The sequence below is a fragment of the Pseudarthrobacter siccitolerans genome (genome assembly GCF_001046895.1).
Taxonomy (GTDB): Bacteria; Actinomycetota; Actinomycetes; order Actinomycetales; family Micrococcaceae; genus Arthrobacter; species Arthrobacter siccitolerans.
Window position 1 is genome coordinate 39,627 of the sequence record NZ_CAQI01000024.1, and the last position, 22,586, is coordinate 62,212.

Sequence of the window (22,586 nt, forward strand, 5' to 3'; positions counted from 1 at the left end):
CTTGGGAAAGCGAGTACTTCAGGCGAAAGACAGGTGGGCGATTACGCGTGTGCTGACCATCGTCGCGCCCCTACCGTGAAGTACGTTGCGCCCAAAGGTGGGGCACTTGGTCTTGAGGAGACGCAGATGAACGGTTCGCCAGGTGGGAAAGCTTTAGCTGAGGGGAAGGGTCTGCTTCGACGAACGAGCACCAGGGCGGCCGCAGCGGTTGCGTCGGGGACACTGGTTTTGGCAGGTTCAGGTATCGCGTGGGCGGACGACATCTACAACACAGTGGACGCCACCGTTGATTCGGTTGCAGAGGTTATGCCGCTGAATGTCGGTGGTGCAAGCGGCACCACCACACTTGCTGTACAAACTTCCAACGAAGACGGCAAAAACGGTTGCAACCTCACGGGCCGAACTAATGCTCTCACACTGCAGCTTTCGTCCAGTGATCCCACCGTAGCCACCGTTTCCCCGTCCACCGTTGTCTTCGAAACGTGCGGCGACGCGAAGCAGTTGACCATGAGCCCGATAGGCGTTGGCTCTGCGACAATAACCGCGACCCAAATCAGCAACACCACAGGTGGCACCTTTAACCTCGCGCCCGCGGCTTTTACGGTGAATGTCGTGGCGCCGGCACCGGCTAATACTGCCCCTGTGCTTAATATTTCCGGAGTCAATGCTGGTGCCTACTATCCCAAAGGCGCCGTCCCCGCTGCCATCTGCAACGTCACGGACGCCGAAGATGGCAATAAATTGTTCCCTGCAACCCTGAGTGCTATCGCGGGCGAGGATGCCGCTACCGGCATCGGAACCCAGGAGGCCGGCTGCGCCTACACGGACAAGGGAGGCCTCACCGCGTCCGGCTCCGTTCCTTACACGATCACTGATACAACGGCACCGGTGATCTCTTACACGTTGTCACCCACCACTCCTGATGGCTCAAGTGGCTGGTACAAGAGCGCTGTCGCCCTGGACTGGACGGTAGCGGAAGGCGATTCCCACAGCACGCTGAAGGTGACGGGCTGTGAGGACCAAATCATCACTGAAGACCAGTTGGCAACAGACTTCAGCTGCTTTGCCGTGAGCGACGGTGGAACTGCGGCAACCGAGACCGTCAACCTTAAGAAGGACGCAACTGCCCCATCCGTTGCCTCTGACGGCGCCACCGGAACCGAGGGAGTGAACGGCTGGTACACCTCCGATGTGGAGGCCAGGTTCACCGGAACTGACGCCACTTCGGGGCTGCTCATTCCAACTCAGAAGGTGACCTCCTCCGGTGAGGGCGCCGCAGTGGAAGTGACCAGCCCCGCGTTCACCGACGTCGCCGGCAACATCACCGGGGCAGGCGCTGCAGTACAGACGTTCAAGATCGACAAGACCGCGCCGAGCGTCAGCTACGACTCTGCGACTGGAACCTCCGGCTTTGGCGGTTGGTACACCTCCGATGTCAAGGCAATCTTCAGGGGAACGGACCTCATCTCCGGACCGCTCAGCGCAACCCAAACGGCGATTTCGTCCGGCGAAGGTGCAGCGGTGACGGTCCAGAGCCCCGCCTTCGCGGACAATGCCGGCAACATCACAGCCGCTGGCGTGGTTTCCCAATCATTCATGATTGATAAGACAGCGCCGGCCGTAAAGTACACCGAGGTCGCAGCGGGCACGCCGGGCAAGAACGATTGGTACGTTTCCGATGTTGAGGCCCGCTTCACGGCAACGGATGCAACGTCGGGACTCCTGACTTCCTCACGGACGGTATCTTCGAATGGCGAGGAGGCGGCGGATGTCAAAGTATCGAGCCCGGTATTTGTAGACAACGCCGGCAACATCACCCCGGCGGGCGCCGCCACACAGACCTTCAAGATCGATAAGACGGCCCCGGAAGTCTCCTACGGCGGTGCTACGACCGATCCCAATGTTCACGGCTGGTACAACACGGACGTTGAGGTCACTTTCGAGGCCACGGATCCCGTGTCGGGACCTCTCGAAGCGACTAAGAAGGTGACGGCGTCGACCGAGGGTGACTCAGTGACCGTGCAAAGTCCCGAGTTTGAGGACCTTGCGGGAAACGTCCGTGCTGCTGGCAGAGCCTGGACGACACTGAAGATCGACAAGACGGCGCCTTCGGTGTCCTTCACCTCCGATCTCGGTGACAGCTACTTCGGCTCAGCTCCCTCAGTCCCAGGCTGCAATGCATCGGACGGCGGAGGTTCGGGGCTGGATGGAACCTGCACCGTCTCGGCCTACGAGCCTGGAGTCGGAAAGCACGTCCTGACCGCAACAGCCATTGACCTCGCCGGTAACCGGACGACGGTGACCCAGTCCTACGAGGTCAAGGCGTGGACACTGACTGGCTTCTCGCAGCCGATCGATATGAACGGTGTATTCAACACGGTGAAGGGTGGCAGCACGGTCCCGGCGAAGTTTGAAGTCTTCGCGGGCTCAACGGAACTGACTGACCCCAGCCTGATGAAGTTCTCCGCCGCGAAAATCCAGTGCACGCCTGGCGGTTCGGAGGATGTTATCGAGACTGTAGCTACAGGGAGCACCTCCCTCCGCTATGACGCCATCGCAGGCCAGTTTGTGTACAACTGGAAGACGCCCACAGGCGCCGGTACCTGCTACAAGCTCACGATGACGGCAAAGGACGGCAGTTCCATCAGTGCCAACTTCAAGCTGAAGTAGCGGCAGCAGCGGCAGCGCCGCACGACGTGCGCCGCAGGGAAGTGGCCCGGTCATCAGACCGGGCCACTGCTCTGCCATCAGGGGCAGCTGGGTGAGTCAGCCCAGAGCCTTGATGACTTCCTTGGCAACGTCCTCGCTGGACTGCGGGTTCTGGCCGGTGATCAGGTTGCCGTCGCGGACCACGTTGGACGTCCACGCCGCCGCGTTTTCAATAACCGCGCCCTTTTCCTTCAGGGCATCCTCCACCAGCCACGGCGTGTTCTCACCGGTACCGCCGCCCAGCTCCTCCTCGTTGCTGAACACCGTGAGGCGGCATCCGGCGAAAACGAAAGCGCCGCCGTCGTCCGCTGCGCTGAGCAGCCCCGCAGGACCGTGGCAGAACGGCGCGATAACCTTGCCGTCCCTGTCCGCGGCCACCAGCAGCCGGCCCAGGTCCGCGTCGTTATAGAGATCGGCCATCGGGCCGTGGCCGCCGGGCATCACCACCGCTTCGTAGTTGGAAGGGTCGACGTCGGCCAGCACCAGCGGGTGCGAGAGTTCGGCATCGATTGCGGCCAGGTAGTCCCGGAAGCCTTTCGCCCGCTCCTCACCGCCGGCGGACTCGGCGGCGAGGGACACCTGGTCCACGGTGGGTTTCCGGCCACCGGGCGTGGCGATGTGGACGGTATGGCCGGCGTCGAGCAGGGTCTGGTGGGCCACCACCAGCTCCTCGGCCCAGAACCCGGTGGGGTGCTTGCTGCCGTCCTTCATGGTGAGTGAATCTGCTGCTGAAACGACCATCAAAATGTTTGCCATAGTGCTGCTCCTGTCTGTACGGAAGTGGCTACTCGCCGGGGGCTTCGAGCCCGGCGCAGGTTTCGTCGTCGAGCGTGATGCCCGCGGCGGCCAGGTTCTCCTCCAGGTGCTTCACGGAGCCGGTGCCGGGGATGGGCATCATCACCGGGGACCGGCGCAGCAGCCAGGCGAGCGCAACCTGGGAGGTGGTGGCGCCGAGGCGCTTCGCCGCCTCGTCCAGCGGCCCGCCCGGCTGCGCCAGTTCGCCGGCCGAAATCGGCGCCCACGGAATAAACCCGATTCCGTTCTCCTCTGAATACCTCAGCACGTCCTCCGAGCTCCGGTCCGTCAGGTTGTACCGGTTCTGCACGGTTGAAACAGTGAAATACTTCCCCGCCGCCTCGAGCTCCTCAACGCTCACCTGCGACAGGCCCAGCGCCCGCACCTTGCCCTCGTCCTGGAGTTCGCGGAGCACGCCGAACTGCTCCTCGGCGTCCACCTTCGGATCGATGCGGTGCAGCTGGAGCAGGTCCAGGGTGTCCACCTTCAGCTTCCGCAGGCTCAGTTCCGTCTGCTGGCGGAGGTATTCCGGCCGGCCAACGGGGATCCACTGGTGGGGACCGGTGCGGGTGAAACCCACTTTCGTGGCGATTTTCAGCCCGGCCTTGTAGGGGTACAAGGCCTCGGCAAGGATCTCCTCGCTGATGTTGGGTCCGTAAGAGTCTGCGGTATCGATAAAGTCGACGCCGAGTTCGACGGCGCGGCGCACCACGTCGAGTGCTGCTTGGCGGTCTGCAGGCTCGCCCCAGACGCCGTCACCCACGATGCGCATGGCGCCGAAGCCGAGCCGGTGCACGGTTCCCAGATCCTTCAGGTCGATCGTTGCGGACAGTTCCAACTGGTTCGTTGTCTCAAGGCTCATAGGGGCGGCAACATCATCAGCCTGCTGAGTATTCCGGAGATCACAGAAATAAGCCGGCCGCCGCCGTCGTTATACAAACCGTGCCCGCCGCACCCCGGCCGGCACCTTCCTGCGAAACGTTCTGAAAGGCCGGCACTTACCGTGACTCTTCCCCTCTCCATCCTTGACCTGGCAACCATCGGCAAGGGCCAGACGGCGGCGGAGAGCTTCGCGGGCAGCGTGGCCATGGCGCAGAGCGCCGAGAAACTGGGCTACCGGCGGGTCTGGTACGCCGAGCACCACAACATGTCCTCGATTGCTTCCTCCGCGACAAGCGTGCTGATCGCCCACGTTGCCGCGCACACCGAAAGCATCCGGCTCGGTGCCGGCGGCGTGATGCTGCCCAACCACTCGCCGCTCACCATCGCCGAGCAGTTCGGGACCCTGGAAACCCTCCACCCCGGCCGGATCGACCTGGGCCTGGGCCGTGCTCCCGGCAGCGACCAGAACACCATGCGCGCCCTGCGGCGTGACCCGATGTCCGCGGACAGCTTCCCCCAGGATGTCCTGGAACTGCAGGGATACCTCACCGGTCCCACCCGGATCCAAGGCGTTGAGGCCACCCCGGGCAAGGGGACCAACGTTCCGCTGTACCTCCTGGGATCTTCCCTGTTCGGCGCGCGGCTGGCCGCCCAGCTGGGGTTGCCGTACGCGTTTGCCTCCCACTTTGCCCCCAATGCTCTCCAGGACGCCGTAGCCCTCTACCGCCGCGAGTTCAAGCCCTCGGCGCAGCTGGACGCGCCCCACGTCATCGCCGGCGTCAACGTGATCGCCGCGGATTCCGCGTCCGAGGCGCAGGCCATGATGCAGGCCACCAAGCGTGCCCGCGTATCCCTGTTCTTCGGCGGTGGCCGGGAATTCACCGACGACGAAGCGGACATGATCTTGGATTCCCCGCAGGGCCAGCACGTCTCGCAGATGATGACCTACTCCGCAGTGGGCACACCGGACGCCGTCCTCGATTACCTGGACGGGTTCGGCCGGCACGCCGACGCCGACGAACTTATCGTGGCGCACCAGAGCACCGGCACGGAGGAACGGCTGCGGTCCGTGGAACTCCTGGCGCAGGCTGCCGGGCTGGCCCGCGTCTAGTACTTTGGTCCGCCGCCGTGTCACGCCCGGCATCCTTTTGGGAAAGCACGACGGCGGGTTCCCTTGTTCCGTGCGGCGCGCGCCGACGTCGTGGTCCAAAAGGCTGCCCTGCGTGACGGCGCCGAAGTTTTTCCGCCGGACTTTTACACATACGCAATGCGGGGGACTTTCGGGGGAAACCGCCGGGGCCGACTATGGGAACTGCCTCTCCTTGGGAATCGCTGGGATTCCCGGGAGGGGCACCAACCGGTAGGCCGCAGGCGATCCCGCGGGCTGAATTCCCGGACTGGTCCTTCCGTGAAGGGGTACCTGGATGCCGACGCCCTTGAACCAAAGCGTGGCGGATTCCGCGCTGCTCACCCGTTCCCTCCCGTTGGAGATGCTCCGCGCGTTCGTCCAGTCTGATGCGGCGGACAACGGGCTGACGCCTGCGCTCCTCGCCGAACTCAAAGTACTGGCCCGCGTTCCCGGTCTGCTGGTGGCCTGCAACTACGGCGGTACCCTGTGCGACGCCGAAGGGATCTCCACCGAAATCCTTCCCTTGGGCAGCGCGGCCATAGCCCTGCGCGCCCTGGCGGCCCTGCCCAACACCCATGCCGCCATCATCTCGGGGCGATCGCTCCGTGACCTTGCGGCGGTTTCGCGCCTTCCGGTGGAGGTGCATCTCATCGGCTCGCACGGCGCGGAATCGGACATGGGCTACGCACACGGCCAGACCCTCGCCACCGAATCTGTCCTGCAAAAGGTCAACGCCGCGCTGAACGAGGCAGTGGGTTTCCAAAAAGGGATCTGGATTGAACGCAAACCCGTGGCAGTTTCCGTCCACACCCGGCCGGCGCCGCCGGAGGTTGTGGAGTCTGTCACCGAAACGGCCCGGGAGATCGCCCGGGTCCACGGCCTGTTCTTCATCGTGGACGGCTCAGTGCTTGACCTGTCTGTGGTGGAACCGTCCAAAGCCGAGGCGCTGGAAACACTCCGCTCCCGGCTCGGGGCCAGTGCAGCCATGTTCGCGGGCGACGCCTACAGCGACGAACTCGCCATCGCCACTCTCCGCGGGCCGGACCTGGGACTGCACGTGGGCCCGGGGGAGACAAGCGCCGCGCACCGTGTCCGCGACCCCGAATCCTTCGCCCGCGTCCTGGCCCTCCTCTTCGAACTGCGGCGGGCCTGGTTGTTCGGCGAGGACGCCGTGGGCCTGGAACGGCACACCATGATCGGCAACGGATCCTCCACCGCGCTGCTGACACCCGACGCCAAGATCTGCTGGATGAGCCACCCGCTGCCGGACTCCGGGTCCCTGTTTGCCCACATCCTGGGCGGGGACGCCGCCGGCCACTTCTCGGTGGAACCGGTCAAGGCCTCCCAGGTGCTGGGCCAGCGGTATGTGGACAGCACCATGATCGTTGAAACCCGGTGGGCGGACGTCACGGTCACGGACTACCTGGAGCCCGCCCCGGACGGCATCACAAGCCTGGTCCGGGTGCTCTCCGGCAACGGAGCCGCCAGGATCGTCTTCGCTCCCCGGCCGGACTACGCCAACGCCCCGTTCAGCATGGAAGCCCGCGGCAGTGAACTGCATGTGGTGGGTACGTCGGAACCGATCATCCTGTTCGCGCCCGGCGTGACCTTCAGCATCACCTCGGACGGCCGCCACGCCACCGCCACTGCATCCGTGAACCTGCAGGACGGGCCCGTGGTGCTCAACCTGCGCTGCGGCGACACCGAACCGCAGCCTGCGGACCCGGACGGGGAAACGGAGCGGCGGGCGGAGGTGGCCCTTCATGCCCGGCAGTGGGTGCAGCGGCTTGCCCTGCCTTCAGTTAAGCCTTCCCTGGTGCGGCGCTCCGCCCTGGTGCTCCGGGCCCTGGTGCATGAACCCACGGGCGCCGTCCTCGCGGCCCCCACCACGTCACTGCCTGAAGGTATCGGCGGGACCAGGAACTGGGACTACCGGTACTGCTGGCTGCGGGACGGATCCATGACCGTCAACGCGCTGGTGGACCTCGGCTCCACAGCGGAGGCCGCCGGATTCCTCGGCTGGCTGGGACGGATCCTCGAACACGCGCCCGGCCCCGAATGGCTGCACCCCCTGTACTCGGTGACGGGCGCCCCGCTCTCCACGGAAGCCGTCGTCGACAGCCTCCCCGGATACGCCGGCTCCCGCCCTGTCCGGATCGGCAATGCCGCGGACCACCAGGTACAGCTGGACGTCTTCGGGCCCGTTGCGGAACTGATCCATACCTTGAGCGAGCGGGAAGGCATGCTCGCCGATGACCACTGGGATCTGATGGCCCAGATGGCCTCGGCCGTCCTGGCCCGCTGGCACGAACCCGACCATGGCATCTGGGAGGCCCGGCGGGCAGCGCGCCACCACGTCTATTCCAAGGTGATGTGCTGGGTGACCCTTGACCGCGCGTTGCGGACAGCCGCACGCCACGGCCGGGAGCCGGACCCCGCCTGGGCACCAACTGCAAGCACCATCCGGGATGAGGTGCTGCGTGAAGGCTGGGATGAGTCGGCAAATTCCTACACCGTGGCCTACGACAGCCCGGACCTGGATGCCGCCGTCCTGCACATAGGCCTATCCGGCCTCCTGGATGTTTCGGACCAGCGATTCCTGGACACCGTCACCGCCGTTGAGCGGGAGCTGCGGGTGGGGCCCACGGTCTTCCGGTACAGGTACGACGACGGCCTTCCGGGGCTGGAGGGCGGGTTCCACATCTGCACCACCTGGCTGATTGAAGCCTATGTAGCCGTGGGCCGCATCGACGAGGCCTGGGACCTGTTCGACCAGTTGGTGAACCTTTTCGGCCCCACCGGGCTGCTGCCCGAGGAGTACGATCCCGGCACGGAGACCCATCTGGGAAACCATCCGCAGGCGTATTCGCACCTTGGCTTCATCCGCTGCGCCCGGCTCCTGGACGAACACCAGGGCAGGAGATAGTCGGCGTCGGTTATGGGTACCTAGAGTGGAGGTAACAGGGACCCATAAGACTGGCCTGGGGCTGGTGGCCACTCCCACCCTGATTTCCGCCCAGTCCAGCGTTTCCTGGAATGAGCGCGGCGTGGTCACCAGCACCAACCTGTTCGCCAGGTCTATTGGTAGCGCACTGGGTGTGGCCGTGTTCGGCGCGGTGGCGAACGCGGTTTATGCGAACTCAGCGGGCGAAGGCGACGCCCCGGCCGTCGTGGCGGCTTCCGGCGCAGTCTTCCTGGCGGCGCTGGTGGGCGGCATCCTTACCGTGGCGGCGGTGCTGGCGATGCCGGCAGTGAAAGCGGACGCCGCGGACGCCGGGGAGCCGGTTTCGGACCCCGAAAAAAGCCGGAGCGTTGCTGATACATAGCTGCCGCTGGTACCTAGCGGGAAGCGCGGAAGATGTCCGGCGCCGGCCGGGTGCCGGTGGCGAGGTCCGCGAGGATCCGGCCAACTACGGGCGTGAACTTGAACCCATGCCCGGAGAACCCGGCGCCTATCACCACGGGGCCGATCCGGTCCAGGATGAAGTCCTCGTCCGGGGTGGTGGTGTAGGTGCAGCTGATGGCCTCGAATGACTCCGGATCCACGCCCGGCAACCATGTCCGCGCGTAATCCTGCAGGGCCGCGAGCTGCACGGGTTCCGGCTCGAAGGACCGCCTGTCCGGATCCACCAGCGGTCCCACACCGTGCCAGCCGGCCTTGATCCCCTCACCCGGGGTCTGCATCCCGTACACAGGGGAGTACCAGTCCTTATATTCCGCGCCGGTGCCCGGCATGTGGTTGAACCCGGGCCAGACGGCACCGGCATCGGCCACGCGGAAGTGTGCGGGCTGCTCCTGGGTGACCCGCAGCTTCGGGATCCGGAGTCCTGCACCGCTGCTGCCAAGGAGTTTCTCCGTCCAGCCGCCGGCTGTGACCACCACCTGGGCGGCGGTGACCACCTCGATACCGGCGCCGGATTCCAAAGCCAGCCGGACGCCGTCGTCCACCACCTGGAACTCAACCACTTTGGTGTGGTGCCGGATCTCGGCGCCGCGTGCTGCGGCCAGCCGCTGGAAGGCGGGAAGCGCCGCTTCCGGGTTGAGCTGGCCGCCGTCGGGCATATGCAGCGCCTGCTGGTCGAACCGGATACCGCGCCAGCGCTCGCCTGCCTCCGCGGGGGACAGGAACTCCGCCCGGATGCCGGCCTCGTTCAGCGCCGCGGCGACGTCCGGAAGCCGCGGGTCCGGTCCGTGGTTGACGATTCCCGTGCGGGCCAGCAGCGTCGCGCCGCTCTCCTGCTCCAGCTCGTCCCACAGGGCCAGCCCCTCGGCCAGCATCGCCACGTATTCGGGGCGGTAGTAGCCCGGGTTCAGGTTGCGGGTGCTGCCATGCGAGGCGCCGATCTTGTGCCCCGGTCCGAACTGCTCCACGAGCGTGACCTGGCGGCCGCGGCGGGACAGCGCCCAGGCGGCGGCCGACCCCATCGCTCCGCCGCCGATCACCACGGTGTCCAGCATCTTGCCCATCAATCTCCCATCACGTCAGCAGCAGCGCTACGCCAATCATCGCCGGAACGGCCACAACGGTAGTAATCAGCACGGTGTCCTTGGCCACGGTGAGGCCGGTCTTGTACCGGCTGGCGGCCACAAAGACGTTCTGGGCGGTGGGCAGCGCGGACGTGACCACCACGGCGTACAAGGCATGCCCGTCCATGCCCACCACGAACCGGGCGAAGAGATACGCCAGCCCCGGCTGGACGGCCAGCTTGAAACCGCTCGCCACCAGGGTGTCCAGGCGCCGTCCCGCAGCCGCCTGCAGCGGGCGGGTACCGTTCAGGCTCATGCCGAAGGCGATCAGCATGGCCGGAATCGCTGCACCGCCGATCAGGTGGATGGGCTCCATCACCAGCGGCGGGACCTGCCAGCCGGTACCGGCCACCACCAGGCCCAGCGCGGACCCCACAATCATGGGGTTGCGCAGGATCATCACCACAAAATTCAGGGGCGTGGTCCGGTGCGCGCTGGTACTGGAGTCCAGGATCATCAGGAACAGCGGCGTGAAGAAGGCCAGCTGGAAGATCAGCAGCGGCGCCACATAGCTCGCATCACCCAGGACATATACCGCGATAGGAATACCGAGGTTGGCGGAGTTGGCGAGCGAGGCTGCCATCGAGCTCATCAGGGATTCAGGCAGGGAGCGCTTGAGCCAAAACTTGGCGATGCTGAAGAAGATGGCGGCAGTGGCGATGGCGGCCACCGCTGTGACCAAAAGGGGTGCGGCGAATACTTCGGCGAGGCGGGCCTTGCTCAGCGTTTCGAAGAGCAGCGCGGGGCTGGCCACAAAGAAGGTGAGGGAGCTGAGCACCTGGCGGGCGTTGTCACCAAGGATCTTCCGCCGTCCCACGAACCAGCCCACCAGGATGATGCACCAGACAACAAAGAAGCCGGCCAGGACACCTAGCAAGGGATCACCGGCGGCTTATCCCCCAGGCCGCGGCGGATGTGGGTACCGGGACACACGCTCCGGTTAGACGGTGGCGTTATTAAGCGCGAAAGGGGGGCGCATCATCCCGGGAGTGAGGCCCTCAGCGGGGTCATTGCCCAACTGGATGATCCGGTTGTCCGCGTCCACATGGACCACCCGTGGCTCATAGGCCTTGGCCTCTTCGGTGGTCATCTGGGCGTAGGTAATCAGGATGACGAGGTCGTTCTCGTGCATGAGGTGCGCCGCTGCACCGTTGATGCCGATGACACCGGAACCCCGCTCGCCCGCGATGGTATAGGTCTCAAGCCGTGCGCCATTGGTGATGTCCACAATGGACACGAGCTCGCCGGGCAGGATGTCGGCGGCCTCGAGCAGGTCCAGGTCCACGGTGACGGAACCGACGTAGTGCAGGTCGGCGTGCGTGACGGTGGCCCGGTGGATTTTGGACTTGAACATTGTTCGATTCATAACGGCATCAGTCTAGCGCCGGGGGCGCCACGGCGCAGTGACGCAGGGAACACTGACGCTCCCTGCGCAATGAAGGCGCCCCTGGTGACGCAGGGACCGCTTCTGCGCAGCGACGGGCCGGTTCATGGCGCACATCGGACCGCAGCTTGCCATCCCAGGCAGGGCGCGTACGACGGCGGCCGGTCACTCGGCGTCGTTCCTTGCCACCGCCGCGGCTGCTGCGGCCAGCGTCTCCCTCGCTGCCAGAATGGCCGGCCGCTGGGCGCTGGAGCGGCGCACGGAGGTGAAGATGGTGCGGTGCGGTTTTCCGGGAAGTTCCAGGAGCTGGGCACTTGTGCCGCGGCCGGTCCACACCAGGTCGGGCATCAGGGCCACCGCGTTGCCGGACTCGATCAGGCGGGCCTGGGCCTGCAGGTCCGCGGTTTCAAAACGCACGTCGGGCTCAAAGCCGGCGCTGCGGCAGGCCTGCTCGGCCCAGTGGCGGGACGCGGCACCCCGCGGCTCCATGACCCAGGCGAGCTCCGCGGTGTCCTCGAGCGAACGGATGGCGGGCCCGCCGTCGGACGCCGGCGGAACGGCCAGCCGGATGGCGTCGGTGGTCAGCTTGATGCGGTCCAGTTCGGGGTAGCGGGGCGCCGCGTGGCCCGGATACTGTTCGGCGATAACAAGGTCGAAGTCGCGCGCCCAGGTTTCGTGCAGGGCCGTTTCCGGCTCGCGCTGGATCATTTCGATCCGGACTTCCGGGTAGGCGGTGCTCATCCTCGTCAGGGTGTCCGGCATCAGGGCCAGGGCTGCGGACTGGAACACCGCGATCCGGACCGTTCCCGTGACGGTGGTCAGGGAAGCGGCGAGGTCCGCCTCCGCCTGCTCCATGGTTTCCAGCAGATTGGCCGTATGCGCCACCAGCACTTCGGCCTGCGGCGTGAGCTGGACCCGCCGGCCGGTCTTCCGGAGCAGCTCCACGCCCACTTCCTTCTCAAGGAGGGCCAGCTGCTGGGATACCGACGACGGGCTGTACTGGAGTGCCTCAGCCACCTCCGCCAGCGTCCCCCGGATGCTTAGTTCCCGGAGCAGCCTGAGCCGGCGGACGTCAAGCATGAGGAAATCCTTACCGGAACTAATGAATATAGGTTAGAAGTAGTCACTTTATCTAACGCAAGCACCCTTGCATACTGTTGGGACCGAGTTACCCCCGTCACAAGCGATTCTTCGCGCGCCGTGACGGGGAAGCACCCAAGCAGGAGTTCCTGATGAGCAGTAGAGACATGACCCAGTCGATCATGCGGCGCAAGCCGATCGATGACATCGAGGAAGAAAACAAACACAGTGGCCTCTTCAAGTCACTCGGGCTGTGGCAGCTGACGGCAATCGGCGTTGGCGGCATCATCGGCGTCGGCATCTTCTCCCTTGCCGGGCTGGTGGCCGCTGGAAGTGAAACCAGTCCCGGGGTGGGGCCGGCGGTGCTGATTTCCTTCCTGATCGCGGGCCTTGCCTCCGCGGCCGCGGCGCTTTCCTACGCAGAGTTTGCCGGCATGATTCCACGCGCCGGCTCTGCCTACACCTACGGCTACGTTGCCCTCGGCGAGGTGATTGGCTGGTTCATCGGCTGGGACCTGCTGCTCGAATACATCGCCATCGTGGCTGTGGTGGCCATTGGCATCTCCGGCTACTTTGACGCGTTCCTCTCGGGCATCGGCATCCACATGCCAATCTGGATGACGTCAACTCCGGATGAAGGCAAGGGCGGCATCGTAAATATTCCTGCCATTGTTGTCTGCCTGATCGTCACCTGGATCCTGTCCCGCGGCACCAAGGCCTTCGGCCGGTTCGAACTGGTGGCCGTGGCCATCAAGGTGGTCCTGATCCTCTTCATCATCGGCCTGGGCGTCTTCTACATCGACACCAACAACTACAACCCGTTTATGCCCAGCGGCTTCGGTCCGGTGCTGGCCGGCTCGGCGACGGTGTTCTTCGCGGTGTTCGGTTACGACGCCATGAGTACGGCGGCAGAGGAAGCAACCGACGGCAAGAAGCACATGCCCAAGGCCATCATCCTGTCCTTGATCATCGCGATGCTCCTCTATGTGGCCGCCACCCTGGTCCTCACCGGGATGCAGAACTACAAGGACATCGACCCGACAGCCGGCTTCGCCTCCGCCTTCACCGGTGTTGGCCTGCCGATCATCGCCACCATCATCTCCGTGTTCGCCGTGCTGTCCATCCTCACCGTGATGCTGACCTTCCTCCTGGGTGTCACCCGCGTCTGGTTCTCCATGAGCCGCGACGGGCTCCTGCCGGGCTGGTTCGCCAAGACTGACCAGCACGGCACGCCACAGCGGGTCACCTGGATTGCGGGCATCGCCTCAGCCCTGCTGGCCGGTGTTTTCCCCATCAAGGCGGTGGCCGACCTCACCAATATCGGCATCCTCGCTGCGTTCGTCGTGGTCTGCCTCGCGGTGATCATCTTCCGGTACAAGCGCCCGGACGCCCCCCGCTCCTTCCGCTTGCCGCTGATGCCGCTGGTTCCGGCGTTCGGTGTCCTGGCCTCTGCGTTCCTGATGTTCCAGCTGCACTGGGAAACCTGGCTGCGGTTCGGCATCTGGCTGGTGGTGGGACTGGCCATCTACTTCTTCTATGGCAAACGGAACTCACTGATGAACCCCAACAGCCCGCGGCACGAGGAGATTGTGGAGATGCACCGCCCCCTCGCCTGACCCGCTCCCGGACGCTCTCTCACTTGATGCCGCTTAAACCCGGACGCTCTCTCACCTGACGTCGCTTTACCCCGGACGCTCTATCACCTTCCTCTGGAGGGTGATAGAGCGTTTCCGTTTTTCCCGCATCAAGTGAGAGGGCGTGTGGAAATTTGCAGCGCTACGTGCGGGAGCGTTGGTGGGTGAGGGGGCACGGGACCTGGGGGCAAAGCTTCATCTTTTCTAACCTGTATTGCTTAGAAAAGATCGCTTTATCTTATGTGACTCCAGGCTCATACTGATGAATAAGACCTCCTCGAACCACAGGAAAGAACGAGAAAAAGCCATGACCCACATTGCAATGGAGCCCGGCGCCGCAGCCGGGACAGGTACCACCGTTGACGTTGATGTGCCGCAGGCGAAAGCCCTCGCTACGGAAGCCGTAGCGCTGGTCCGGCACTGGCTCACCGAAGCCGCCAAGGTCCCGGTGGACGCCTCGGCACAGCAGCTCGCCGGGGTGCTGAAAGATCCCAACGGCCTGGAGTTCACCGTTGGCTTCGTGGACGGTGTGGTCCGTCCCGAGGACCTGAACGTCGCTGCCCGCAACCTGGCAGCGCTCGCACCCAAGGTCCCCGCGTTCCTACCCTGGTACATGCGCAGCGCCGTCCAGCTCGGCGGCACCATGGCCCCCGTTATGCCGCAGGTTGTTATTCCGATCGCCCGCAAGGTCCTGCGCGAGATGGTGGGCCACCTGATCGTCGACGCCACCGACGCCAAGCTGGGTCCGGCCATCGCCAAAATCCGCAAGGACGGCATCAAGCTCAACGTCAACCTCCTCGGCGAAGCGGTCCTCGGCGAGCATGAGGCCTCCCGCCGGCTCGAGGGCACCCACACCCTGCTGGCCCGCCCCGACGTCGACTACGTCTCCATCAAGGTTTCCTCCACGGTGGCCCCGCACTCCGCGTGGGCCTTCGACGAAGCCGTGGAACACGTCGTCGAGAAGCTCACCCCGCTCTTCCAGCGCGCCGCCTCGTTCGCCCGCAACGGCGGGAAGGCCAAGTTCATCAACCTGGACATGGAGGAATACAAGGACCTGGACATGACCATCGCGGTCTTCACCAGGATCCTGGACAAGCCCGAGTTCAAGAACCTGGAAGCCGGCATTGTGCTCCAGGCCTACCTCCCGGACGCACTCTCAGCGATGATCCGCCTGCAGGACTGGGCGGCAGAACGCCGGGCCAACGGCGGTGCCGCCATCAAGGTGCGCGTGGTCAAGGGCGCCAACCTGCCCATGGAGCAGGTGGAATCCTCCCTGCACGGCTGGCCGCTGGCCACCTGGGGCAGCAAACAGGACTCGGACACCAGCTACAAGAGCGTCATCAACTACTCCCTGCACCCGGAGCGGATCAAGAACATCCGGATCGGCGTGGCCGGCCACAACCTGTTCGACATCGCCTTCGCCTGGCTCCTGGCCAAGCAGCGCGGCATCGCGGATACCGCACAGCAGAATATCGAGTTCGAAATGCTGCTGGGCATGGCGCAGGGCCAGGCCGAAGCGGTCAAGAAGGACGTCGGCTCGCTGCTGCTCTACACGCCCGTGGTGCACCCGGCCGAGTTCGACGTCGCCATCGCCTACCTGATCCGCCGGCTCGAAGAGGGGGCCAGCCAGGACAACTTTATGTCGGCAGTCTTCGAGCTGAGCGAAAACGAGGTCCTGTTCGAGCGTGAAAAGCAGCGCTTCCTGGCCTCGCTCGCCGCACTGGACAACACCGTTCCGCTGCCGAACCGCCGGCAGGACCGTAGCCTGCCGCCGGTCCCGATGTCCCACCAGGGCTTCGACAACACCCCGGACACCGACCCGTCCCTGCCCGCCAACCGCGACTGGGGCCGGGCCATCCTGAAACGCGTCCCGTCCTCCACGCTGGGCAACGCCTCCGTGGCAGCGGCTGCCGTTCAGGACGAGGCCACCCTCAGCACCGTCATCCAGACCGCCGTGGAGAAGGGCAAAGCCTGGGGTGCACTGTCAGGCGCCGAGCGCGCCGAAATCCTGCACCGGGCGGGCGATGTCCTGGAGGCCCGCCGCGCCGACCTGCTCGAGGTCATGGCCAGCGAAACCGGCAAGACCATCGACCAGGGCGATCCCGAGGTCAGCGAAGCCGTGGACTTTGCCCACTACTACGCCGAGTCCGCGCGGAAGCTGGATGCGGTCGACGGCGCCACGTTCGTCCCGGCCAAGCTCACCGTTGTGACGCCGCCGTGGAACTTCCCGGTCGCCATCCCGGCAGGGTCCACCCTTGCGGCACTCGCCGCCGGCTCCGCCGTCGTCATCAAACCCGCCAAGCAGGCCGCCCGCAGCGGCGCCGTGATGGTGGAAGCGCTGTGGGAAGCCGGCGTGCCGCGCGACGTGCTCACCATGGTGCAGCTGGGGGAGCGTGAACTCGGCAAGCAGCTGATCTCGCACCCGGCCGTGGACCGCGTAATCCTTACCGGCGGCTACGAAACTGCCGAGCTGTTCCGGTCCTTCCGCCAGGACCTGCCGCTCCTTGCCGAAACCAGCGGCAAGAACGCCATCATCGTCACCCCCAGCGCGGACCTGGACCTCGCGGCCAAGGACGTTGCCTACTCCGCGTTCGGCCACGCCGGCCAGAAGTGCTCCGCCGCCTCACTGGTGATCCTGGTGGGCTCGGTGGCCAAGTCCAAGCGGTTCCACAACCAGCTGATCGACGCCGTCACCTCCCTGAAGGTGGGCTACCCGGAGGATCCCACCAGCCAGATGGGGCCGATCATCGAGCCCGCCAACGGCAAGCTCCTCAACGCCCTGACCACCTTGGGCGAGGGCGAGAACTGGGCGGTTGAACCGAAGAAGCTCGACAACACCGGCCGGCTCTGGAGCCCGGGCGTGCGCTACGGCGTCAAGCGCGGTTCCTACTTCCACCTGACCGAATTCTTCGGGCCGGTGCTCGGCGTGATGACCGCCGACACGCTCGAAGAGGCCATCGCCATCCAAAACCAGATCGAGTACGGCCTCACCGCTGGCCTGCATTCCCTGAACTCCGAGGAGCTCCGAACCTGGCTGGACTCCATCCAGGCCGGAAACTTGTACGTGAACCGCGGTATCACCGGCGCCATCGTGCAGCGCCAGCCGTTCGGCGGCTGGAAGAAGTCAGCTGTCGGCGCCGGGACCAAGGCAGGCGGGCCCAACTACCTGGCCGGCCTGGGCGACTGGACCCCGGCCGCCAGCACCGCTGACGCCGCTGTTACCAACCCCGGAGTCCGCCGGATCATCAACGCCGCCGGTGCAGCGCTGGAGCCTGCCGAGCTGGAGTCCGTGCAGCGGGCGCTGGCATCGGATGCCCAGGCCTGGGCCGAGGAATTCGGCACCGCAAAGGACGTTTCCGGCCTCAGCGCGGAGCGCAACATCTTCCGCTACCGGAGCCTGCCCGTCACTGTGCGGCTCTCCGAAGGTGCGCCGCTGGCGCACCTGGTCCGGACGGTAGCCGCCGGCGTCCTGGCGGGTTCGGCACTGACGGTGTCCTCCGCCGTCGGACTTCCTGCGCAGCTTCGCCCGGTGCTGACGGCACTGGACATTGAAGTGACGGTGGAGTCCGACGCCGAGTGGCTGGCTTCTGCCGAACGCCTCGCCACGGCAGGCAAGCTGTCCGGAGCGCGGATCCGCCTGATCGGCGGTGACGCCGGTGCCCTGGCGAAGGCAACGGGCGGCCGCCCCGATCTGGCCGTCTACGCCCACGCGGTCACCGAGGCCGGGCGCGTTGAGCTGCTGCCGTTCCTGCATGAGCAGGCCGTCAGCATCACGGCCCACCGGTTCGGCACACCCAACCACCTCTCGGACACCCTGATCTAGATTCTTTGCAGGGAAGACAGAAGGCCGGCGGCCACCTTGCGGTGGCTGCCGGCCTTCTGTTGTGCTGTTGGTTGAGCCTGTCGATACCTAGCCCAGGTACCACCCCGGGGGTGTCCAGGTCACGGGAACGCTGTGGGCGGAGAACTGTTCGCAATGCGTGCAGGTGTAAGCAACTTCGCCCAAAGTGGCGACGTTGCCGTCCCGCCGGTAGGTCGGGGGGATATAGGACTCGAGGTAGATAAATTCATCGGTGCGGCATGTGTCGCAGGTAGGCTTGCCCACATATCCGGTGTCCGTGGTGGCGATGCCGGCGCCGAGTGTTGAGCTGCGGGTGGCGGCTGGACGCGCTGTGTTATGCGGACGCGCGTGGGTGGAGTTGAGATGGGTGTTCCGGGCTGTCGTCATTGGCTGCCTGTCCCGAGCACGTGGAACCTGGCACGCAGGAGCATGCTCGTGTTAGTGAACCGGCCATCTGCTTGACCCTGGGAAAACCAGCATAGGCGATGCGGCCTTCCGGGATCAATGAAAAAATAAGCACGCGGAAGCCGGGCATGGGCGATTAGTGCGGCATTTGCGGGCTGCCCGCTTACCGTTCCTCCCAGCGGGGCTGAATCGTGTTGAAGCTGCCTAGGCGGGACGGTTGATGGTTCTTCCCACGATGGACTGCGTCAGCGCATCGATGACTTCGGAGTTGGCCAGCGGGTTCCGGATCAGGGTGAAGTCAACGTCGCCCACCGCCGGCAGGTCAAAGCGGCGGGTGATGATCTTCAGGTCCTCGGGCACCAGGGACGACGGCATCACGGCCACTCCGATGCCGGCGCGGACCGCGGCAAGCACGCCGCTGATCTGGCGCGTGGTGCAGGTGATGCGCCAGGTCCTGCCGTGGGATTCCAGGGCGTCGATAGCCAGTTTCCGGCTCAGGCTGGGCGAGGGGTAGGCGATCAGCGGGACCGGCGCCCCGGGTTCAAGCACGGTCTGCTCCTGCCCTACCCAGGAAAATGAGTCATGCTCGACCACGGTGCCGTCCTTGGCTCCGGCCACCCACTTCACAAAGACAAGGTCCAGTTGGCCCGCGTTGAGTTTCCGGTAGAGCTGGTCACTTTGGCCAACGGTCAGTTCCAGGTTGATCTGCGGATAGATCTGCCGGAATTCGCGAAGGATCCGCGGCAGGCCCGTGATGGCAAGATCATCGGCGGTGCCAAAGCGCAGCCGGCCCCGCATGGCAGAACCCGAGAAGTACCGGGCGGCAGCGTCGTGGGCGGAGAGGATGTTCCGGGCAAACCCTGCCATCGCATCGCCGTTGTCGGTGAGCCGGACATCCCGTGTGTCCCGCGTGATGAGGACCCGCTTGGCCGCGGTTTCCAGCTTGCGGACGTGCTGGCTGACGGTGGGTTGGGCCAGGCCCAGCCGTTCGGCCGCCTTGGTGAAGCTGAGGGTTTCGGCAACCGCCAGGAAGGACCGCAGCTGGGCTGGTTCAAACACTTAGGACTCCAGTGGCATGAGTGCGGATGCAGGCATCATTGCGGTTTGCAATACGAGTTATAGGGACGATAGGTCTCCATAATCCCGTGGTTCCAGCCTAGCGTTAACGACATCCCGGACCGACCGCAATTTGAGGACACTCCTGTGGCACCCCCACCGCCGTCATCGGCTACCGTCACCCAGCCCGTCATCGACTCAGCAGCCTCCGCACCGCCGCGCGACCACCAGACCCAGCCCCTCGCCGTCGTCCCCGAACGCCTTCCCTGGAAGCACACGTTCATCTCGCTGAAGGTCGCCAATTTCAGGATCTTCGCGATCGGGCACTTCATTGCCGTCATCGCCATCTGGATGCAGCGCATTGCCCAGGACTGGATGGTGCTGCAGCTTTCCGGATCGGTGACCGCCGTGGGGATCACCGTGGCGCTGCAGTTCCTGCCCTCGCTCCTGCTCGGGCCCTGGGGCGGCATGGTGGCCGACCGGTTCGCCAAGCGGAAGATCCTCATCCTGTGTCAAAGCATGGCCGCACTCCTGGCTGCGGCCCTTGCCGTCCTTGCCCTGGCGGGAACCGTTGAGGTGTGGCACGTCTACGTCATCGCGCTGGTCCTCGGCCTGGTCACAGTGCTGGACCAGCCGGCCCGGCAGGTGTTCGTCAACGAACTGGTGGGCCCCAAGTACCTGCGCAACGCGATAAGCGTCAACTCCACCACTTTCCAGCTGGGAGGCCTGATCGGCCCTGCCCTTGCCGGGTGGCTGCTGACCGCGGTGGGGGCGGGGTGGGCCTTCGCGGGCAACGCCCTCGCCTGCTGCTCCACAGTGGCCATGCTGCTGATCCTGCGGAAGGATAAGTTGTTCGTCAGTGCCCCCGCCCCGAAGAGCAAAGGGATGCTGCGGGAAGGTCTGAGCTATGCCCTCAGCAAACCCACCATCTACTGGCCGTGGCTGATGGCGGGATTCATTGCAGTGTTCGCAATGAGCCTGCCCGTGGTGCTGGCCGCCTTTGCCGACCACATCTTCGACGTGGGTGCCGGAGGGTACGGATTACTGAATGCACTCGTCGCGCTTGGAGCGTTCGCCGGCGCAGTCGCGTCAACCCGGCGGAGGCAGCTGCGGCTCCGCTCCGTGGTGTTCTGCGCCGGGATGTACGGCGTCATGCTCTGCCTTGCGGCCATCGCGCCGTCCATGCCCGTGTTCGGTGCCGTGATGGTGCTGTCCGGATTCTGGTGCCTGATGTTCCTGACCGGTTCCAACCAGCTGGTCCAGGTGAGCTCGAACATGAGGATCCGCGGCCGCGTCATGAGCCTGTACATCATGGTGCTGATCGGCGGCCAGGCTATCGGCGGGCCGATGCTCGGCTGGCTGTCCGAGCACGCCAGCCCGCACGCTGCACTGCTGGTGGCCGGGGGAGTCCCGGCGCTCGCCGCCCTGACGGTCGCCATTATTCTGGCCCGGAAGGGCTCGCTGCTACTGAGGGTCAGCCTCAAGGACCGCCGCCACCCCGTGAGCATCGTCAGCAAGGCGGCGGCTTAGACGGGGATTACCGAGCCGCGTGCGGGTAGGCCTCTTCCCGCTTCTGGAACTCCAGGACGTCCTTGTTCCGGATTACTCCGTCGCGGATCTCGATGGCCCGGGCGATGGTGTCGTTCTGCGCCCAGGCTTCCGGGCCGTCCATCACGGTGGCCAGGAACGGCAGCAGGCCCTGGCTGATCTCCCATGTGGCGGAGTTCCACAGATACGACGGGCTGTGGTCCACCGCGTAGTAGGTGATGTGGTCACCAACGGTGAACACCGGGTCCGCGAATGTGGTGGACCTGGCCCAGCTGAACCCCATCCCTTCATCGCAGGACACATCGACGATCAGGCTGCCGGGTGCGAAGGCGGCGAGATCGTCCGTCTGTAAGTAGGTGAGGGGATTGTTGGGGTCCTGCAGCGTGCAGTTGACCACGATGTCGCTCTCGGCAAGGAAAGGCGCGAGGGGAACCCGGCCCCTTTCAGTGATGACCTGGCTCAGGAACGGCGCTTCGTCGTCGTGATCGAACTGGACAATGTTGACCGAATGGATGGGGGCGCCGACGGCGGCCACGCCACGGTTGGTCAGGACCTGGACATCGTGAATGCCGTGGGCGTTCAACGCTGTCACGGCGCCCCGGGCGGTGGCCCCGAAACCGATCACCACAGCGCTGAGACGCCGCCCGTAATCGCCGGTGGAACCGGTCAGGGCCAGCGCGTGCAGCACTGAACAGTAGCCTGCCAGCTCGTTGTTCTTGTGGAAGACGTGAAGGCCGAAACCCCCATCGCTCGCCCAGTGGTTCATGGCCTCAAAGGCGATCAGAGTCAGCTTCTTGTCAATGGCCAACTGGGTGATGGCGCGGTCCTGTACGCAGTGCGGCCAGCCCCAGAGGACTTGCCCGTCCCGCAGTTCGGCGAGATCTTCCGGCTGCGGCTTGGGCAGGAGTACGACGTCGGCACTGGCCAGCAGTTCCTCGCGCCCCGCCATCCTGCCCACCAGGGTGGACAGGTGCGCGTCGGAGATCCCGAAGCGCTCGCCGTAGCCCTGCTCAAGGATGATGTTCCGCCGCACTTCAGGTTCGATGCGCTCGAAGTGCAGCGGATGGATGGGGAGCCGGCGCTCGGCAGGCTTTCGAGTGGAAGCCAGGACGCCCAGGGTCAGTGTGTTGCCGCCGTCCGTCACTTCTTTTTGGCGGCCTTGCTGGACGTGATGTCCAGGGAGCTGGCCGGCGCCGCGGCGGCCTTCTTGTCTGCGCGCTTTTCCTTGATGGACTTGCCGGACTTTTTGGATGCTGCTTGACGCGGGGACTTGTCAGCCATGTTTGCTCCTGTAGCGGAACCGAAGAGGTTCCTGACCTCTGACCATACACCCGGGTACCTAATGGCTCCGGGGGGTGGGGAAGGATCGGCAGCAGCCGCACAGGAAGGCCCGGGCATGGGAGACGGGCGGAAAGTGGAGCGGCTGACGGGAATCGAACCCGCGTATCAAGCTTGGGAAGCTAGCGCTCTACCATTGAGCTACAGCCGCAATGCCCCGTTTCAGGGGCAGAACATAGCTTAGCGCAGATGTGCCGGCGGGCCGTTCAAGCGGCAGGTGAGCGGCGCGTGTCCGTTCACCTGGACGTCATCCAGTAA

Annotated in this window: 16 protein-coding genes, 1 tRNA gene and 1 pseudogene; 7 read left to right on the forward strand and 11 right to left on the reverse strand. The window is 65.2% G+C overall.

Translation table 11 applies throughout. The features are described from left to right. Nucleotides 1-228 precede the first annotated feature (228 nt). Nucleotides 229-2,670 carry a PxKF domain-containing protein gene (locus ARTSIC4J27_RS00235; RefSeq protein ID WP_050053204.1) on the forward strand — a complete coding sequence of 814 codons (2,442 nt, stop codon included), beginning with the start codon at nucleotides 229-231 and terminating at the stop codon, nucleotides 2,668-2,670. 96 nt (nucleotides 2,671-2,766) lie between these two features. Here the strand turns inward: ARTSIC4J27_RS00235 and ARTSIC4J27_RS00240 are convergent, their stop codons facing one another. Together ARTSIC4J27_RS00240 and ARTSIC4J27_RS00245 are read right to left on the reverse strand one after the other, a co-directional pair. Then, a complete protein-coding gene (locus ARTSIC4J27_RS00240; RefSeq protein ID WP_050053205.1) occupies nucleotides 2,767-3,465 on the reverse strand; it encodes a type 1 glutamine amidotransferase domain-containing protein in 699 nt (232 codons plus the stop codon). Nucleotides 3,466-3,493: 28 nt separating this feature from the next. Then, nucleotides 3,494-4,366 (reverse strand): aldo/keto reductase, encoded by an 873-nt coding sequence (locus ARTSIC4J27_RS00245; protein ID WP_050053206.1) that lies wholly within the window; start codon nucleotides 4,364-4,366, stop codon nucleotides 3,494-3,496. Between the two features lie 141 nt (nucleotides 4,367-4,507). On the opposite strand from ARTSIC4J27_RS00245, the gene ARTSIC4J27_RS00250 reads away from it, so the two are divergent. The 3 genes and pseudogenes from ARTSIC4J27_RS00250 to ARTSIC4J27_RS00260 all read left to right on the forward strand — a co-directional run. Then, entirely contained in the window at nucleotides 4,508-5,497 is a 990-nt protein-coding gene (locus tag ARTSIC4J27_RS00250; RefSeq protein WP_050053207.1) for an LLM class flavin-dependent oxidoreductase, read from the forward strand. Nucleotides 5,498-5,810: 313 nt separating this feature from the next. Continuing rightward, nucleotides 5,811-8,441 carry a trehalase-like domain-containing protein gene (locus ARTSIC4J27_RS00255; RefSeq protein WP_050053208.1) on the forward strand — a complete coding sequence of 877 codons (2,631 nt, stop codon included), beginning with the start codon at nucleotides 5,811-5,813 and terminating at the stop codon, nucleotides 8,439-8,441. 52 nt (nucleotides 8,442-8,493) lie between these two features. Next, a pseudogene (locus tag ARTSIC4J27_RS00260) lies at nucleotides 8,494-8,841 on the forward strand (MFS transporter); the annotation flags it as partial. 13 nt (nucleotides 8,842-8,854) lie between these two features. Here ARTSIC4J27_RS00260 and ARTSIC4J27_RS00265 read toward each other — a convergent pair. From ARTSIC4J27_RS00265 to ARTSIC4J27_RS00280, 4 genes are all read right to left on the reverse strand, one after another. Further along, a complete protein-coding gene (locus ARTSIC4J27_RS00265; protein WP_050053210.1) occupies nucleotides 8,855-9,982 on the reverse strand; it encodes an FAD-dependent oxidoreductase in 1,128 nt (375 codons plus the stop codon). Nucleotides 9,983-9,992: 10 nt separating this feature from the next. Next, nucleotides 9,993-10,919 (reverse strand): AEC family transporter, encoded by a 927-nt coding sequence (locus tag ARTSIC4J27_RS00270; protein ID WP_050053211.1) that lies wholly within the window; start codon nucleotides 10,917-10,919, stop codon nucleotides 9,993-9,995. A gap of 63 nt (nucleotides 10,920-10,982) precedes the next feature. Continuing rightward, entirely contained in the window at nucleotides 10,983-11,408 is a 426-nt protein-coding gene (panD, locus tag ARTSIC4J27_RS00275) for an aspartate 1-decarboxylase (RefSeq protein ID WP_200900723.1), read from the reverse strand. A gap of 183 nt (nucleotides 11,409-11,591) precedes the next feature. Next, on the reverse strand, nucleotides 11,592-12,506 hold the full coding sequence (locus tag ARTSIC4J27_RS00280; RefSeq protein WP_050053213.1) for a LysR substrate-binding domain-containing protein: 915 nt from the start codon (nucleotides 12,504-12,506) through the stop codon (nucleotides 11,592-11,594). A 152-nt stretch (nucleotides 12,507-12,658) separates the two neighbouring features. Here ARTSIC4J27_RS00280 and ARTSIC4J27_RS00285 point away from each other — a divergent pair, with 152 nt between their 5' ends. Further along, nucleotides 12,659-14,122, forward strand: coding sequence for an amino acid permease (locus tag ARTSIC4J27_RS00285; RefSeq protein WP_050053214.1), 1,464 nt, complete (start codon nucleotides 12,659-12,661; stop codon nucleotides 14,120-14,122). Between the two features lie 325 nt (nucleotides 14,123-14,447). Continuing rightward, nucleotides 14,448-17,963, forward strand: a complete 3,516-nt coding sequence (locus ARTSIC4J27_RS00290; RefSeq protein ID WP_200900724.1) for a bifunctional proline dehydrogenase/L-glutamate gamma-semialdehyde dehydrogenase — start codon at nucleotides 14,448-14,450, stop codon at nucleotides 17,961-17,963. 87 nt (nucleotides 17,964-18,050) lie between these two features. Here ARTSIC4J27_RS00290 and ARTSIC4J27_RS00295 read toward each other — a convergent pair whose 3' ends face one another. Together ARTSIC4J27_RS00295 and ARTSIC4J27_RS00300 are read right to left on the reverse strand one after the other, a co-directional pair. Next, complete coding sequence (locus ARTSIC4J27_RS00295; protein ID WP_050053215.1) at nucleotides 18,051-18,368, reverse strand: hypothetical protein; 318 nt, start codon at nucleotides 18,366-18,368, stop codon at nucleotides 18,051-18,053. A 222-nt stretch (nucleotides 18,369-18,590) separates the two neighbouring features. Then, the gene (locus ARTSIC4J27_RS00300; RefSeq protein WP_050053216.1) at nucleotides 18,591-19,445 is read right to left on the reverse strand and encodes a LysR family transcriptional regulator; all 855 of its coding nucleotides are present in this window, start codon (nucleotides 19,443-19,445) and stop codon (nucleotides 18,591-18,593) included. 144 nt (nucleotides 19,446-19,589) lie between these two features. On the opposite strand from ARTSIC4J27_RS00300, the gene ARTSIC4J27_RS00305 reads away from it, so the two are divergent. Further along, nucleotides 19,590-20,972, forward strand: coding sequence for an MFS transporter (locus ARTSIC4J27_RS00305; protein WP_050053217.1), 1,383 nt, complete (start codon nucleotides 19,590-19,592; stop codon nucleotides 20,970-20,972). A gap of 7 nt (nucleotides 20,973-20,979) precedes the next feature. Here the strand turns inward: ARTSIC4J27_RS00305 and ARTSIC4J27_RS00310 are convergent, their stop codons facing one another. The 3 genes from ARTSIC4J27_RS00310 to ARTSIC4J27_RS00315 form a co-directional block, all read right to left on the reverse strand. Then, nucleotides 20,980-22,134, reverse strand: coding sequence for a N(5)-(carboxyethyl)ornithine synthase (locus tag ARTSIC4J27_RS00310; protein WP_050053218.1), 1,155 nt, complete (start codon nucleotides 22,132-22,134; stop codon nucleotides 20,980-20,982). After that, nucleotides 22,131-22,271 (reverse strand): hypothetical protein, encoded by a 141-nt coding sequence (locus tag ARTSIC4J27_RS22860; protein WP_167344651.1) that lies wholly within the window; start codon nucleotides 22,269-22,271, stop codon nucleotides 22,131-22,133. Before ARTSIC4J27_RS22860 ends, ARTSIC4J27_RS00310 begins: the two co-directional genes overlap by 4 nt. A 134-nt stretch (nucleotides 22,272-22,405) precedes the next feature. After that, nucleotides 22,406-22,479 (reverse strand) — tRNA-Gly (locus ARTSIC4J27_RS00315). Nucleotides 22,480-22,586 lie beyond the last annotated feature (107 nt).

Excerpts from the sequence above, each read along its gene's own strand:
- ARTSIC4J27_RS00255 (WP_050053208.1), top strand. The coding sequence starts at position 5,811 with ATGCCGACGCCCTTGAACCAAAGCGTGGCGGATTCCGCGCTGCTCACC.
- ARTSIC4J27_RS00290 (WP_200900724.1), top strand. The coding sequence starts at position 14,448 with ATGACCCACATTGCAATGGAGCCCGGCGCCGCAGCCGGGACAGGTACC.
- ARTSIC4J27_RS22860 (WP_167344651.1), bottom strand. The coding sequence starts at position 22,271 with ATGGCTGACAAGTCCCCGCGTCAAGCAGCATCCAAAAAGTCCGGCAAG.
- ARTSIC4J27_RS00295 (WP_050053215.1), bottom strand. The coding sequence starts at position 18,368 with ATGACGACAGCCCGGAACACCCATCTCAACTCCACCCACGCGCGTCCG.
- ARTSIC4J27_RS00265 (WP_050053210.1), bottom strand. The coding sequence starts at position 9,982 with ATGGGCAAGATGCTGGACACCGTGGTGATCGGCGGCGGAGCGATGGGG.
- ARTSIC4J27_RS00245 (WP_050053206.1), bottom strand. The coding sequence starts at position 4,366 with ATGAGCCTTGAGACAACGAACCAGTTGGAACTGTCCGCAACGATCGAC.
- ARTSIC4J27_RS00280 (WP_050053213.1), bottom strand. The coding sequence starts at position 12,506 with ATGCTTGACGTCCGCCGGCTCAGGCTGCTCCGGGAACTAAGCATCCGG.
- panD (WP_200900723.1), bottom strand. The coding sequence starts at position 11,408 with ATGAATCGAACAATGTTCAAGTCCAAAATCCACCGGGCCACCGTCACG.
- ARTSIC4J27_RS00285 (WP_050053214.1), top strand. The coding sequence starts at position 12,659 with ATGAGCAGTAGAGACATGACCCAGTCGATCATGCGGCGCAAGCCGATC.
- ARTSIC4J27_RS00240 (WP_050053205.1), bottom strand. The coding sequence starts at position 3,465 with ATGGCAAACATTTTGATGGTCGTTTCAGCAGCAGATTCACTCACCATG.